The organism is Sphingopyxis sp. NFH-91 (assembly GCF_021401285.1).
Taxonomy (GTDB): domain Bacteria; phylum Pseudomonadota; class Alphaproteobacteria; order Sphingomonadales; family Sphingomonadaceae; genus Sphingopyxis; species Sphingopyxis terrae_A.
The window spans coordinates 240,165-253,211 of sequence record NZ_JACBGA010000005.1 but is presented as its reverse complement, the minus strand read 5'-3'; the positions used below and the strand labels follow the sequence as shown (position 1 = coordinate 253,211).

At 65.6% G+C, this 13,047-nt stretch carries 17 protein-coding genes; 9 read left to right on the top strand and 8 right to left on the bottom strand.

All coding sequences use genetic code 11. The features are described 5' to 3' along the window. Window positions 1-5 precede the first annotated feature (5 nt). From L0963_RS13030 to L0963_RS13020, 3 genes are all read left to right on the top strand, one after another. Window positions 6-557, top strand: a complete 552-nt coding sequence (locus tag L0963_RS13030) for a GNAT family N-acetyltransferase (RefSeq protein ID WP_062902754.1) — start codon at window positions 6-8, stop codon at window positions 555-557. Continuing rightward, window positions 554-994 (top strand): DUF1330 domain-containing protein, encoded by a 441-nt coding sequence (locus tag L0963_RS13025; RefSeq protein ID WP_062902755.1) that lies wholly within the window; start codon window positions 554-556, stop codon window positions 992-994. The genes L0963_RS13030 and L0963_RS13025 overlap by 4 nt, the downstream gene beginning before the upstream one ends. 87 nt (window positions 995-1,081) lie before the next feature. After that, complete coding sequence (locus L0963_RS13020) at window positions 1,082-1,831, top strand: hypothetical protein (protein WP_234179913.1); 750 nt, start codon at window positions 1,082-1,084, stop codon at window positions 1,829-1,831. 80 nt (window positions 1,832-1,911) lie between these two features. Here L0963_RS13020 and L0963_RS13015 read toward each other — a convergent pair whose 3' ends face one another. The 4 genes from L0963_RS13015 to thiS all read right to left on the bottom strand — a co-directional run bounded on the left by L0963_RS13015 (window position 1,912) and on the right by thiS (window position 4,433). Beyond that, on the bottom strand, window positions 1,912-2,094 hold the full coding sequence (locus L0963_RS13015; RefSeq protein WP_234179912.1) for a CsbD family protein: 183 nt from the start codon (window positions 2,092-2,094) through the stop codon (window positions 1,912-1,914). A 116-nt stretch (window positions 2,095-2,210) separates the two neighbouring features. Next, window positions 2,211-3,392, bottom strand: coding sequence for a 5-demethoxyubiquinol-8 5-hydroxylase UbiM (ubiM, locus tag L0963_RS13010; RefSeq protein WP_234179910.1), 1,182 nt, complete (start codon window positions 3,390-3,392; stop codon window positions 2,211-2,213). A gap of 70 nt (window positions 3,393-3,462) precedes the next feature. Continuing rightward, the gene (locus L0963_RS13005; protein ID WP_234179908.1) at window positions 3,463-4,233 is read right to left on the bottom strand and encodes a thiazole synthase; all 771 of its coding nucleotides are present in this window, start codon (window positions 4,231-4,233) and stop codon (window positions 3,463-3,465) included. Further along, window positions 4,230-4,433 carry a sulfur carrier protein ThiS gene (gene thiS / locus L0963_RS19830; protein ID WP_234179906.1) on the bottom strand — a complete coding sequence of 68 codons (204 nt, stop codon included), beginning with the start codon at window positions 4,431-4,433 and terminating at the stop codon, window positions 4,230-4,232. Before thiS ends, L0963_RS13005 begins: the two co-directional genes overlap by 4 nt. Before the next feature lie 78 nt (window positions 4,434-4,511). Between thiS and L0963_RS12995 the strand changes: the two genes are divergently transcribed. The 4 genes from L0963_RS12995 (at window position 4,512) to L0963_RS12980 (ending at window position 8,348) form a co-directional block, all read left to right on the top strand. After that, window positions 4,512-4,964, top strand: a complete 453-nt coding sequence (locus L0963_RS12995; protein ID WP_062902761.1) for a type II 3-dehydroquinate dehydratase — start codon at window positions 4,512-4,514, stop codon at window positions 4,962-4,964. A 68-nt stretch (window positions 4,965-5,032) separates the two neighbouring features. After that, window positions 5,033-5,518, top strand: a complete 486-nt coding sequence (accB, locus tag L0963_RS12990) for an acetyl-CoA carboxylase biotin carboxyl carrier protein (protein WP_186402305.1) — start codon at window positions 5,033-5,035, stop codon at window positions 5,516-5,518. Between the two features lie 10 nt (window positions 5,519-5,528). Continuing rightward, window positions 5,529-6,890 carry an acetyl-CoA carboxylase biotin carboxylase subunit gene (accC, locus tag L0963_RS12985; protein ID WP_058812720.1) on the top strand — a complete coding sequence of 454 codons (1,362 nt, stop codon included), beginning with the start codon at window positions 5,529-5,531 and terminating at the stop codon, window positions 6,888-6,890. A gap of 96 nt (window positions 6,891-6,986) precedes the next feature. Continuing rightward, the gene (locus L0963_RS12980) at window positions 6,987-8,348 is read left to right on the top strand and encodes a L,D-transpeptidase family protein (RefSeq protein ID WP_186402307.1); all 1,362 of its coding nucleotides are present in this window, start codon (window positions 6,987-6,989) and stop codon (window positions 8,346-8,348) included. A gap of 98 nt (window positions 8,349-8,446) precedes the next feature. Here L0963_RS12980 and L0963_RS12975 read toward each other — a convergent pair whose 3' ends face one another. Further along, complete coding sequence (locus L0963_RS12975; protein ID WP_234179904.1) at window positions 8,447-9,184, bottom strand: murein L,D-transpeptidase catalytic domain family protein; 738 nt, start codon at window positions 9,182-9,184, stop codon at window positions 8,447-8,449. Between the two features lie 167 nt (window positions 9,185-9,351). Between L0963_RS12975 and L0963_RS12970 the strand changes: the two genes are divergently transcribed. After that, a complete protein-coding gene (locus L0963_RS12970; protein WP_062902764.1) occupies window positions 9,352-9,696 on the top strand; it encodes an arsenate reductase family protein in 345 nt (114 codons plus the stop codon). 27 nt (window positions 9,697-9,723) lie between these two features. Here L0963_RS12970 and L0963_RS12965 read toward each other — a convergent pair whose 3' ends face one another. From L0963_RS12965 to nadC, 3 genes are all read right to left on the bottom strand, one after another. After that, window positions 9,724-9,951 carry a hypothetical protein gene (locus tag L0963_RS12965; RefSeq protein WP_062902765.1) on the bottom strand — a complete coding sequence of 76 codons (228 nt, stop codon included), beginning with the start codon at window positions 9,949-9,951 and terminating at the stop codon, window positions 9,724-9,726. A gap of 95 nt (window positions 9,952-10,046) precedes the next feature. Further along, window positions 10,047-10,790, bottom strand: a complete 744-nt coding sequence (locus L0963_RS12960) for a ribonuclease T2 family protein (protein ID WP_234179902.1) — start codon at window positions 10,788-10,790, stop codon at window positions 10,047-10,049. A gap of 73 nt (window positions 10,791-10,863) precedes the next feature. Continuing rightward, on the bottom strand, window positions 10,864-11,712 hold the full coding sequence (nadC, locus tag L0963_RS12955; RefSeq protein ID WP_234179900.1) for a carboxylating nicotinate-nucleotide diphosphorylase: 849 nt from the start codon (window positions 11,710-11,712) through the stop codon (window positions 10,864-10,866). 94 nt (window positions 11,713-11,806) lie between these two features. Between nadC and L0963_RS12950 the strand changes: the two genes are divergently transcribed. After that, window positions 11,807-12,943, top strand: coding sequence for an NAD(P)H-dependent flavin oxidoreductase (locus L0963_RS12950; RefSeq protein WP_003047772.1), 1,137 nt, complete (start codon window positions 11,807-11,809; stop codon window positions 12,941-12,943). The last annotated feature ends 104 nt before the right edge of the window (window positions 12,944-13,047 follow it).

Here is a 13,047-nt window from a genome sequence, read left to right as displayed (position 1 = left end):
TATCGATGCTAAACGGCCCTCTGCTCGTTACCGAGCGGCTGATCCTCCGCCCGCCCGCGACTGAAGATTTCGACGCTTTCGCCGAAATGTGCGCCGAAGAAGACACGATGACCTTCATCGGTGGCAGCTGCGCCCGATCGCAGGCGTGGCGCCAATGGTGCACGCTCGCGGGGGCATGGCATATCCGCGGCTTCTCGATGTTTTCAGTCCTCGAACGCGCAAGCGGCGAATGGGTCGGGCGGCTCGGACCGTGGGAGCCGGACGGCTGGCCCGCGCCCGAGATTGCCTATGGCGTGCGCGCCAAATTCGCCGGGAAAGGCTATGCGTTCGAGGGGGCGGTCGCCGCCTGCGACTTCGCGGTCGAATTCCTCAAATGGCCCGAGCTGATGCACAGCATCGCCCCCGACAATGTCCGCTCGCAGGCGCTGGCCAAAAGGCTGGGCGCGACCAACAGCGGCCCGACGCACCTCCCCGCCCCGTTCGAACAGACCCGCGTCGACGCCTGGACGCAGAGCGCCGAGGCATGGCGGGGCAAACGCAAGGAGTTCCAGCCATGAGCGATCGTCACATCGACCCCGAACGCGCGCAGTTCGACACTTTCAAGGCATTGCCGCGCGATACGCCGATCCACATGCTCAACCTCGTCCGCTTCAAGGATAGGGCGACTTATCCGGACGATCACCCCCTCGCCGGCAAGGCACTGACCGGCGCGGAAGCCTATGCCAATTATGGCAAGGACAGCAGCGCCGTTTTTTCGCGCGTCGGCGGCAGTGTCGTTTGGAGCGGCATGATGGAGGCGATGGTGATCGGCCCAGCAGATGAACATTGGGACGCGATGTTCATCGCCCGCTATCCGAACAGCGGCGCCTTCATGGAAATGGTCACCGATCCGGTCTATCGTCAGGCGGTTGTCCACCGTCAGGCGGCGGTCGAAACCTCTCGCCTGATCCGCTGCGCGAGGAATCCGTCTCGGTCCGAGACAGTTTTCGGCTAACAAAGTCTTACCAATTAACGCTTTTTGCTCACATCTTCTTAACCAGCTTCCGGCAAGTCCGGGTGAGAGATTAAGGGAGTGTTAGCAATGATCGTCCGGGGAAAATGGCTGATTGCCGGCCTGCTGATGGCCGCGGCCCCGCTCGCGGGGTGCCGCGACAATCCGCAGGCAAAGGCCGACCTCAATCCGCTCGACGACGGGCTGACCAATGAAGACCCCGCGCTGAAGGGCGCGCTCGAAGACAAGATCATGGTTGACCCCAAGCTGGCCGGGCAGGCGAACCGCAATGCGGCGACGCCGGGCAACCGGCCCGTCGACGGCGGCGTTCCGGGCGTGGCGAGCGGCAAGGCGGCCGCGGCGGCCGAAGCGGCGGCGGCGCAGGCTGCGGGCAAGCTGCTCACCGCGCCCAAGGCACTGCCGTTCGAGGAAGGTTGCAACGGCGATTGCGCCGCCAAGCGCCCGGTCACCATCGGCGCGCTGGCGCGTGAACAGCAAAAGGGCAGCTGCCACGCCAAGCTGACCTACGGCAACCAGTGGGCCGACCGTCTGCCGCCAGCGTTCAAGCTCTATCCGCGCGCGACGCTGCGAGAGGCGGCGGGGGTGGCCGGCGGAAAATGCAACATCCGCGTCGTCAATTTCCAGACCGCCGCCTCGATCCAGGGCGTTCTCGACTATTATCACACGATGGCGGTGCGTGCGGGTTATACGAGCGACCACCGCGTGCGCGGCAACGAACATATTCTGGGCGGGACAAAAGGCGACCTCGCCTATGTCCTGTTCCTGCGCACCGACGGCGGGATGACCGACGTCGATCTGGTCGCATCCGGCGGCAAATAACGCCGCGTTCCCGAACCAGCAAAAAGCCCCCGGGATCGCTCCCGGGGGCTTTTTGTTGGCCGGTGGCCAGAGCGGGTCGGTCAGACCTTGTCGCCGAGCGCGCCCTGCACCTTGCCTTTGATGTTCTGGGCTTCGCCCTTGCGTTCCTGAAGGTCGCCTTCGGCGCGCAGGCGTTCATTGTCGGTCGCCTTGCCGATCGCCTGTTTGGTGTTGCCGATCGCTTCGTTCGTCAGGCCTTTCGCCCTTTCCGTCAGTTCGCCCATGGGGAGTCTCCTTTGCTGCAAAGAGGCGATCGCGCCTCTCGTCAAATCAACGACTTGCCACCCCTCATTGTTCCTTGGTCGCGGGACGAAACGAGACGAAGCGTCGACCGAGGGGCTTAGGCTGCACGCGCGTCCCGCTGCTGCATGAGTAGCGCGCGCAGGCCCATCCGAACCGGCGGCAGCGCGCCAAGCCGCAGCGCCGCATGGCGGAGCGCCATCGCCGGATGGCGGTTGTCGGTGAAGAGGCCAACGATCGCACGCGTCGCCTGAAACAGCGGCCAGGTCTCGGCACGATGCGCGGCAGCGTAGCCCGCAAGGCGGCGCGCATCGCCGACATCATCCGCAAACGCCAACAGCTTCGCGAGCCGGACCGCGCCCGCCAGCCCGAAGTTGAAGCCATGGGCGGTCACCGGATGCATGCCGACCGCCGCATCGCCGATCAGAACCGCACGCGGCGCCGCAAAGCGATGCGCGAAGGTCGTCGTCAGTGGATAGGCATGAAAATCACTCGCCAACGCGACCGCGCCCCATCTGCCGCGCGTCATCGCCGCAATCCGGCGCGCCTTTACCTCGCCGGATTCGGCCATGAGGGCATCGGCGGCTTCGGGCATCAGGGTGATGACTGCCGACGAAAGCCCCTCCCCCAGCGGCAGCATCGCCAGCGTGTGGTGCCGGGCGAACCATTCGGTCGCGACGCCCGCCTTGCAGGGCGCGTGACCTACCCGGCCGACGAGCATCGTCTTGCCGACCGGCCTGACGTCCACGCCGATGCCGAGCTGGTCGCGTATTGCCGAAAAGCGCGAGTCCGCCGCGACCAGAAGATCGGTCTCGATCACAGCGCCATCGGCAAGGGTCACGGTGACGCCGCCGCGCCCTGCCTGAACGCGCTCCACCGCGCATCCCGCGCGCAGATCCATATTCGCCTGTCCCGCAACGCTTTCGAACAGCGCCCGGCGCAAATGATGGTTCGACACGAGATGGCCGAGCGGCCGCGCGTCGCCGGCCCCCGGATCGATCCGCATCGCAAACCGCGCCCGGCCGCTCAGCACCTCGGCGCGGTCAAGGCGGTGAATGTCCGCCGCCGGAATCCGCGACCAGGCATCCAGGTCGCGCAGCGCGCGTTCGGACCGATGCGTCAGCGCAATCTCGCGCCCGTCGAAGCGCGGTTCGGCCAGTGCGGCAAGCGGCGCGCGCTCGATCAGCGTAATCTCGGCGGGCGTATCCGCCAGCGCGCGCGCGAAACTCAGCCCCGCCGGTCCCGCCCCGACGATGACGATCCGGCGCCGCGTGCCACCCATGCCCATGCCTCCTTGTCAGAGACACGGGCATGGCAGCGCCGCGCGGGCGGCGCATTGCGCTCGATCAATATCAGATGAGCCCGGCGAGCGGGCTCGACGGATCGGCGTAGCGACGCTGGCCCATACGGCCGGCGAGATAGGCATCGCGCCCCGCCTCGACCGCGAGCTTCATGGCGCGCGCCATGCGGATGGGGTCTTTGGCTTCGGCGATCGCGGTGTTCATCAGCACGCCGTCGCAGCCGAGTTCCATCGCCACCGCCGCATCGCTCGCCGTCCCGACGCCCGCATCGACCAGCACCGGCACCGACGCCCCCTCGACGATCAGGCGGATCGTCACCCGGTTCTGGATGCCCAGCCCCGACCCGATCGGCGCGCCGAGCGGCATGATCGCAACCGCGCCCGCATCTTCCAGCTGCTTGGCGGCGATCGGATCATCGACGCAATAGACCATCGGCAGAAAGCCTTCCTTGGCCAGCACCTCGGTCGCCTCCAGCGTTTCGCGCATATTGGGATAGAGCGTCTTCGCTTCGCCCAGCACCTCCAGCTTCACCAGATCCCAGCCGCCCGCCTCGCGCGCCAGCCGCAAGGTGCGGATCGCGTCGTCGGCATTGAAGCAGCCGGCGGTATTGGGAAGATAGGTGATCTTCTTCGGGTCGATATAATCGGTCAGCATCGGCGCGGTCGGGTCCGACACATTGACGCGCCGCACCGCAACGGTGACGATTTCCGCACCCGACGCGGCGACTGCCGCCGCGTTCTGCTCGAAATCCCTGTACTTGCCGGTGCCCACGATCAGGCGCGAGCTAAAGGTCCGTCCGGCAACGCTCCACTGGTCGGTCAACAACCGCCTCCTACAAAATGAACGATTTCCAGCGCATCGCCCTCGGCAAGCGCGATGTCGGCGAGCGTCGAGCGCGGTACGATCTCGCGATTGCGCTCGACCGCGACCTTCTTGACGTCGAGGCCCAGCGACGCGACCAGATCGGCAATGCTGCCTGCGCGCACCTGCCGCGGATCGCCGTTGAGAATGATGGAAATCACGAGTCCCGCCTGCTTTGCCTTTTGACGTGCAGCCCATATAGGGGGAGCGACCCGCGTCGCAACCGAAAGACCGTGCCCTTGTCCAACGAGTGTTCCGAAACGCCCGCCGTCTTTGTCCTTTCGGGCCCCAACCTCAACCTGCTGGGCACGCGCGAGCCCGAAATCTATGGGCATGACACGCTGGAGGACATCCACGAGCGGCTCGCCGAGCGTGCGGCGGCACTGGGTCTGCGCGTCGATTGCCGCCAATCGAACCACGAAGGCACGCTGATCGACTGGCTGCACGAAGCGCATTTCGCCAGCGCCAAGGCGGTGCTGCTCAATGCCGGGGGCTATACGCACACATCGGTCGCGCTGCACGACGCGATCAAGTCGATCCGCGTTCCGGTGATCGAGGTCCATCTGTCGGACCCGATGAAGCGCGAATCCTTTCGCCATATCAGCTATATCGGCATGGCGGCGGCCGCGCATTTTGCAGGCCACGGCGCAGACAGCTATATGCTGGCGCTGGACGCCGCCGCGCGCTTCTGACAAGAGGCGCGATCAGAAACGGGGTCAAGGCACGCGATCAACAGTGCCGCAACAACAGGAAATATCTCATGGGTGACCATAAAGAGCACGGCATCAACATCGATCCGGCCTTCGTCCGCGCGCTCGCGGAACTGCTCGACGACACGCAGCTTTCCGAAATCGAGGTCGAGGACGGCGAACGCAAGGTGCGCGTTGCGCGGACGCTGACCGCCGCCGCGGCGCCGGTCGCTTTCGCGCCGGCCCCAGTTGCCGCGCCCGTCGCTGCCGCACCCGCGGCCGCCGCGCCGGCCGCCATAGCTGCCCCCGCCGCCGACAGCTTCGCCGACGCCGTGAAGTCGCCGATGGTCGGCACCGTCTATCTTGCTGCCGAACCGGGCGCGCCCAATTTCGCGAGCGTGGGTTCGGCGGTGAAGGAAGGCGATACCATCCTGATTATCGAGGCGATGAAGGTGATGAACCCGATCACCGCGCCTACCTCGGGCACGCTCAAGGCCGTGCATGTCGAGAACAGCCAGCCGGTCGAATATGACCAGCCGCTGTTCACCATCGGCTGAGGGACCGCCGATGGCCATCGAGAAACTGCTCATCGCCAACCGCGGCGAGATCGCGCTGCGTATTCACCGCGCCTGCCACGAAATGGGCATCAAGACGGTCGCGGTCCATTCGACTGCCGACGCCGATGCGATGCATGTCCGCCTGGCCGACGAAGCCGTCTGCATCGGCCCGCCGGCGGCGAAGGACAGCTATCTCAACATCCCGGCAATCATTTCGGCTGCCGAAGTGACGGGCGCCGACGCCATCCACCCCGGCTATGGCTTCCTGTCGGAAAATGCGCGCTTTGCCGAGATTATCGAAGCGCATGACATGATCTTCGTCGGGCCGAAGCCCGAACATATCCGCACCATGGGCGACAAGGTCGAGGCGAAGCGCACCGCTGTCGCGCTCGGTCTCCCGGTGGTGCCGGGTTCGCCCGGCGCCGTCACCTATGGCGAGGAAACGAAACGGATGGCCGAGGAAATCGGCTATCCGGTGCTGATCAAGGCCGCGTCGGGCGGCGGCGGCCGCGGGATGAAGGTCGTCCCCGACCCCTCCGGCCTCGAAAGCCTCATGGGTCAGGCATCGAGCGAGGCTGCGGCGGCGTTCGGCGATCCGACCGTCTATATGGAAAAATATCTCGGCAACCCGCGCCACATCGAATTTCAGATTTTCGGCGACGGCAAGGGCAACGCCATCCATCTCGGCGAACGCGACTGTTCGCTGCAGCGCCGCCACCAGAAGGTGCTCGAAGAAGCCCCCTCGCCCGTGATTTCGGCCGAAGAGCGCGCCCGCATGGGCGGCATTTGCGCCGATGCGATGGCAAAGATGGGCTATCGTGGCGCGGGGACGATCGAGTTTCTGTGGGAAAATGGCGAATTCTATTTCATCGAAATGAATACGCGCATCCAGGTCGAACATCCGGTGACCGAGATGATCACCGGCTTCGACCTCGTCCGCGAACAGATCCGTATCGCCGACGGCATGGGTCTTTCGGTGCAGCAGAACGAGCTGGAATTCCGCGGCCATGCTATCGAATGCCGGATCAACGCCGAAGATCCGCGTAACTTCCTGCCCTCACCGGGCAAGGTGACCAATTATCATGCCGCCGGCGGCATGCATGTGCGCGTCGATAGCGGGCTTTATGCCGGCTATTCGATCCCGCCTTATTACGACAGCATGATCGGCAAGCTGATCGTCTATGGCCGCACGCGCGAAAGCTGCATGATGCGGATGCGCCGCGCACTCGAGGAAATGGTTATCGGCGGGGTGAAGACGAACATTCCGCTGCATCAGGCGCTGCTCGCCGATCCCGACGTCATCCACGGCGATTATACGATCAAGTGGCTGGAGGAATGGCTGGCGAAGCAGGATGCCGACAACAAGGCCTGACGCTGCCCCCATCGACGCCGGGTTCGCGCGCGGACACGACGGATTGTGTCCCAGCTCACTTTCGCACGGGGGGATTATTGGCTATGGGCCTTAACCATGGCCAGAAATCTCCCCCTTTACGTGCGCCCGGCCGCGGCGCTTATCCTCCCGCTGACCCTGCTTGCGGCGCCCGTCGCCGCACAGACGAGCGTCAAGGAGGACTCGGTCGTTCTGCAACCCGACAAGGTGACCGATGACGCGCCCGAGATCGAAACGGTCGCCGAGGCCAATCTGCCGAGCTGGAGCGTCGACAATGCCAGGGCGCTGCTCGCCTTCATCCAGTCGGCGGGCGATGAAGGCCTGTTCCCCAAGGATTACAATCCCGAAGCGCTGAAGGCCGCGATCGACGGCGGCAATCAGATCACGCTCGACAAGGTCGCGACCGATAGCTTTCTGCTGCTCGCCACGCACATGCGCGACGGCCGCACGCCCAATGCTGCGCGCAAACAATGGTTCATGACCGATGGCGACGCGCAGACCGAACCGCTGATCCCGCTGCTCGGCAGCGCGCTCACCGCGAACGACGTCGCGCAGGCGCTGGTCAGCCTCGACCCCGTCCATCCCGATTTCGCGGTGCTGAAAGCCGCGCTCAAGACCGCAAAGACGCCCACCGACGCCAACGCGATCCGCGTCAACATGGAACGTTGGCGCTGGATGCCGCGCGATCTTGGCGAAGGCTATGTTGTCAGCAACGTGCCCGAATATCTGACCCGCGTCGTCCATGACGGCGTCGTCATCGCGACGCACAAGGCGGTCGTCGGCAAACCGTCGACCCCGACGCCGCAGCTCAACCCCATGGCGACGGGGATCATCGTCAACCCGACCTGGACGCTGCCCAAGAGCATCATCGCCGAAGGCATCGGATCGACGATTGCGACCAATCCGGCGCGCGCCCGCGCGCAGGGCTATACCTGGACGGGCAGCGGCAAGGCGCTGTCAGTGGTGCAGCAGCCGGGTGCCAACAATGCGCTGGGCGTCATGAAGCTCGAAATGCTGAACCCGCACGCCATCTATTTGCACGACACGCCCTCGAAGGGCGCGTTCGCCGCGGATTCGCGCGCCTTCAGCCACGGCTGCATCCGCACCGAAAAGGCGCTGCATTTCTCTGGCCTGATGGCGGTGATGTTCGCCGGCCGCACGCCCGAGGAATTCGGGGATGTCGTCGCTAGCGGCAAGACGACGCGCTTCGGCTTCGAAAAGCCCTTCCCCGTCTATGTCGCTTATTGGACCGTCGTCCCCGACGGCAAGGGCGGCATCAAGAAGCTGAACGACCTTTACGGCCGCGACGCGCCGGTGGTGACGAGCTTCGCCAAGCCCGGCCGCGCCGCTGCCGTGGTGATTTCGCCGACGCCGCCCGCGGTCGTTCCGACGACGCAGACGGTGCAGGCGCCCAAACCCGAAAAAGGCGCAATCTACTGATCAAGCGGCGACCGGGCGGCGATGCCCCCGGCTCCGTTCTTCCTTTCGGAATCGGATGACATTGCGTTGACATCCTCGGGCATGAAACCCGAGAATTCTCAATCAGCCTTGGTCGGCATCGATCCCTGGGTGGCGCCGGTGCGGATGATATTGTCGGCGACCGGCGGCAATTCGAAGGGCGGCGGAGACGCGGGCGCTAAGCTCAGCTTGTCGGCGTAGAGCAATCGGCCCGGCCCCAGCTTGTATAGAATTTGCGGCAGCAACTCCTCTCCGAACACGAAACAGCCCTCGCTGCGCCCCAGCTTGCCTTGCGTCGCGATCAGCGACGGCTCGGCGTACCAGGCGCCATGCACGACGATCGCGCGCATGTCGGCATTGCTGTTGTCGGCCTCCAGCCCCGCGAGCCGCATCGACGATCCGTTCGATCCCCAATAATAATCGCTCGTGCGATAGGCGCCGCGCGACGAGGCGAGTGAGCCGGGGACGTTCGAAAAGGTCTTGAGCCATCCGTCATGCTGCGGGTCCGATCCGCGGCCATGGGTGACCGGATACATGTCCACCTTGCCGGCGATCAGATCGACGAGCGCAAAGCGCGGGCGATAGGAGGGCAGCCCGAAATCGACGATCCCGACACGGTCGGCCTGCGCGATCCGGTTGCCCTGCCGCGCCAGCTGTTGCCGCGCGACGGCCAGATAGTCGACCGGCGGCGGTGTCGCCGCCTGCCCATGCCCGGTGATCCAGTCCGGAAGTGGGGCTGCGCGCGCCGATGTCGCGGCCAGCGCCCCCGCGCCCGCCATCGCCGCCAGCATAGCCCTGCGATCGATCAATTCTTTCACGTGCAACCCAGCCCTCATTGCCGCCTTTGGCGGTCCCTCGGCAGACTATAAGCCGTGGTTCGGGCGCCAAAGGCAAGGAGTCCAAGCCTCTTCATGCGGGCAAATGTGCCATATATGCCATGAATAGTGCGTTTACGTTCCATTACGCTCCCGTTAGGAACTGCGCCATGAAGGCAACCATCTGGCATAACCCCGCCTGCGGCACTTCGCGCAAGACGCTGGCGATTCTCGAGGAAACCCCCGGCGTCGATGTCGAGGTGATTCAATATCTGACAACGCCCTACAGCGCCGACAAGCTGCGCCAGCTGTTTCGCGACGCGGGTCTGAGCGCGCGGGACGCGCTGCGCCTGCGCGGCACCGATGCCGAGGAACGCGGCCTGCCCGACGCCGACGAAGAAGCAATTATCGCGGCGATGGTCACCAACCCCGCCTATGTGAACCGCCCCTTCGTCGAAACCGACAAGGGCGTCCGCTTCTGCCGCCCGCAGGATGTCGTGCGCGAGATTCTCTAGCAGTGTGGCCCGATCGGCGGTCCGCCGTCAGATCAGGAACATCATCGCCGCGGTAAAGAAGATCGCGAAGCTTTCCGCGAACAGACGAAAATCGCTGTCGCGCGACCAGAGCGCGGGACGCTCGCGCTGCGCCGCAAGCGCGCCACGCAATTCGCCCTGCCAATCCTCCGGCGCGCTCAGCCGCGCAAGGACCAGTTGCCGGGCGCCATAAGCGCGGATGCGCTCGCGGATGTCGATATGCTCGTCCGAATCCATGCCCGGCAGGCTAGGCGCCCGTTAACGAGTCGATAAGGTTAAAAGAGTGTTAACATCGCCGCCGTCCCGGCGCGGGACGCCTTGCCCTGCAGGTGTTAATCCATCGGCCGCACGCGCACCGCGCGCGCATCGGCGAGGCCGCGCCGAAAGGGTTTGCACGCCTGCGGCCGCATCCGCGGCCCCAGGCACAGCCGTACCTCGGTCAGCCAATCGCCGCGATCGGTCGCGACCGCGATCATCCGCTCATCGATGCCGCGATTGACCTTCGCAAAGGCGCGCCGCACGTCGCCCGCGGTGCGGACGTGCCCCGACAGCGCCTTCATGTCGGGAAAGCGCACGGCGCGGAACAGGATTTCGGCGGCGCGAAAATAGGCGGCGGGGTTGGAACTCATGCAGGTGCCGTGCTTCGCCCATTCATGCTGCAAAAGCTGCGCCGAAGGGGTCATGCACATATGGCGGCGCAGCACTGGCGCGGCGACGATCTTCGCGGGACGGCACCATTGGGGATAGGCCGGTGTGTCGGTCTCGGGCCACAGACCGTGGAGCACCCATCCGAAACGCCCGTTTTCGCCCGAACATTGGAACCGGTCGCGTGCATCCTTGGGATTGCGCGCGCCTGCGCAATGCTGCGGGGACCAGCTCATGCTCAGCAGATAGCCGGTCGTCGGCGGCTTGCGGACGGGTTCGCCGCGCGCGGGCCGCTCGATCCGCGGCACCGGCGTCCGGTCGGGCGCGGCACAGGCCAGCGATTGCGCCTGCGCCGCCGCGGGGGCGAGCAGCAGAGTCAGCGCCAGAAGCGCCTTTCCTATCTTCCGCTCGTGCTGATCCTGTCGAAACACCGTTCTTCCTTGCCAAGGATGATGAAGGTCCACCCTTCAGACAAGCGCAGGGCGAGCGGATAGGGAGGGCGTATCAGACGAGCGCAAAATCGAGCCCGATGTCGGCCGCCGGCGCCGACTGGGTCAGGCGCCCGACCGAAACAAAGGTGACGCCGGTCGCGGCGATGGCGCCAATCGTGTCGAGCCGCACCCCGCCCGACGCCTCGGTCGGAACGCGCCCGGCGACGATCACCACCGCCTCGCGCAGTTGGTCGGGGGTCATATTGTCGAGCAGCAGATGCGTCGCGCCCGATGCCAACGCGGCCTCGACCTGGTCGATACGGTCGACCTCGACGATGATATCGGCGATTCCCGCCACCACCGCGCGGCGCACCGCCTCTTCGACCGATCCCGCGACCGCGACATGATTGTCCTTGATCATCGCCGCGTCCCAAAGGCCCATGCGGTGATTGGTCGCGCCGCCCATGCGGGTTGCATATTTCTCCAGCACGCGCAGGCCGGGGATCGTCTTGCGCGTATCGAGCAGCGTCGCGCCGGTGCCGGCGATCGCATCGACATAGCTACGCGTCATCGTCGCAATGCCCGACAGATGCTGGACGGTGTTGAGCGCCGACCGTTCGGCGGTCAGCATCGCCCGCGCATTGCCCGAAAGGCGCATCAGGTCGGTGCCGGCGGGAACGCATGCGCCCTCCTCGACCAGAATCTCGATGACCATATCGGGCGCCAGCGCGCGAAAGAATCGCTCGGCGATCGGCAGCCCCGCAACGCTAATCGCATCGCGGCTGTCCATCACCCCGGTGAAAACGGCGTCGGCGGGGATGACGGCCATCGACGTGATGTCGCCGCCGCTCCCCATATCCTCGGCAAGCGTCGCACGGACGAAGGCGTCGAGGTCGAAATCGGGTAAGGAAAATCCGGTCATGCCCCGGCGATAAAGCGTGGCGGGCGCAAATCAACTTGACGTTTACGTCAACTGGCGCTGACATGGGTGCAAATAGCAAATTGGAGAGAGAGACATGCAATCGCCCATCTGCGCCATGCTCGGAATCGAATTTCCATTGCTCGCCTTTTCGCATTGCCGGGACGTCGTCGTCGCGGTGTCGAAAGCCGGCGGCATGGGCGTGTTCGGCGCCGCTTCGTTGCCGCCCGAGCGACTTGAGGAAGAGCTTGCGTGGATCGACGCGCACATCGGCGGCAAGCCCTATGGCGTCGACCTGATCGTCCCCAACAGCTTCGCCGGCAAGGGCGAGGCACCGGCGGCGGGCGCGGCGCGCGTGCCCGAGACGCATCTCGGCTTCGCGGCCGATGTGCTCGACAAATTCGGCGTCGATGCGGCCGGCCTCGACGGTGCGACCGAAGCGCGGCAGAGCTTCGGCGACAATATGCATGAAGAAGGCGCGGCGAAGCTGCTCGAAGTTGCGTTTCGCCATCCGATTCGCCTGATCGCCAACGCGCTCGGCGTGCCGCCGCAACTGATGCTCGAACTCGGCAAGCGGCACGGCGTGCCGGTCGCCGCGCTCGTCGGCACCCGCGATCATGCGCTGGCGCAGGTCCGCGCCGGGGTCGATATCCTTGTCGTTGCGGGCGGCGAAGCGGGCGGCCATTGCGGTGAGGTCGCAACGATGGTGCTGGTGCCTGAGGTGGCTGCGGCGCTCGATGCCGTCGGCGCGACGACGCCGATCCTCGCTGCGGGGGGCATCGTCACCGGGCGTCAGATGGCCGCAGCGATGGCGATGGGCGCGCATGGCGCCTGGTGTGGATCGGTGTGGCTGACCACGTCGGAAGCCGAGACCAATCCGGTGGTGAAGGAAAAAATGCTCGCCGCCTCGTCGCGCGACACGGTGCGATCGAAGAGCCGGACGGGCAAGCCCTCGCGTCAGCTCCGCTCGCCCTGGACCGATGCGTGGGAGGCCGAGGGCGCGCCGAAACCGCTCCCGATGCCGCTGCAATCGCTGGTCAGCGAACCCGCGCTGCGCAAGGTCGACAAGCTGTCCGAAGGCGGTCACGAAGGCGCCAAGCAGCTCGCAACCTATTGGGTCGGCCAGGGCGTCGGCCTGATGAACGAGGCGATGAGCGCGGGCCAGGTCGTCCAGGCGTTCAAGGAAGACTGGATCGCCGCTTGCGAACGGTTGAACGGGTTCGTGGGAGAATGATGAAAGCCAAATCGTCATCGCGAGCGCCCGCAGGGCGCGTGGCGATCTCCAGCCATCGTAACGTCATGCCGACAGCTGGAGATTGCGTCGTCGCCTGCGGCTCC

Bases quoted from the DNA above. Each gene is read 5' to 3' on its own strand.
- L0963_RS13030 (WP_062902754.1), top strand. From the start codon at position 6: ATGCTAAACGGCCCTCTGCTCGTTACCGAGCGGCTGATCCTCCGCCCG.
- L0963_RS13025 (WP_062902755.1), top strand. From the start codon at position 554: ATGAGCGATCGTCACATCGACCCCGAACGCGCGCAGTTCGACACTTTC.
- L0963_RS13020 (WP_234179913.1), top strand. From the start codon at position 1,082: ATGATCGTCCGGGGAAAATGGCTGATTGCCGGCCTGCTGATGGCCGCG.
- L0963_RS13015 (WP_234179912.1), bottom strand. From the start codon at position 2,094: ATGGGCGAACTGACGGAAAGGGCGAAAGGCCTGACGAACGAAGCGATC.
- ubiM (WP_234179910.1), bottom strand. From the start codon at position 3,392: ATGGGTGGCACGCGGCGCCGGATCGTCATCGTCGGGGCGGGACCGGCG.
- accB (WP_186402305.1), top strand. From the start codon at position 5,033: ATGGGTGACCATAAAGAGCACGGCATCAACATCGATCCGGCCTTCGTC.
- accC (WP_058812720.1), top strand. From the start codon at position 5,529: ATGGCCATCGAGAAACTGCTCATCGCCAACCGCGGCGAGATCGCGCTG.
- L0963_RS12980 (WP_186402307.1), top strand. From the start codon at position 6,987: ATGGCCAGAAATCTCCCCCTTTACGTGCGCCCGGCCGCGGCGCTTATC.
- L0963_RS12970 (WP_062902764.1), top strand. From the start codon at position 9,352: ATGAAGGCAACCATCTGGCATAACCCCGCCTGCGGCACTTCGCGCAAG.
- L0963_RS12965 (WP_062902765.1), bottom strand. From the start codon at position 9,951: ATGGATTCGGACGAGCATATCGACATCCGCGAGCGCATCCGCGCTTAT.
- nadC (WP_234179900.1), bottom strand. From the start codon at position 11,712: ATGACCGGATTTTCCTTACCCGATTTCGACCTCGACGCCTTCGTCCGT.
- L0963_RS12950 (WP_003047772.1), top strand. From the start codon at position 11,807: ATGCAATCGCCCATCTGCGCCATGCTCGGAATCGAATTTCCATTGCTC.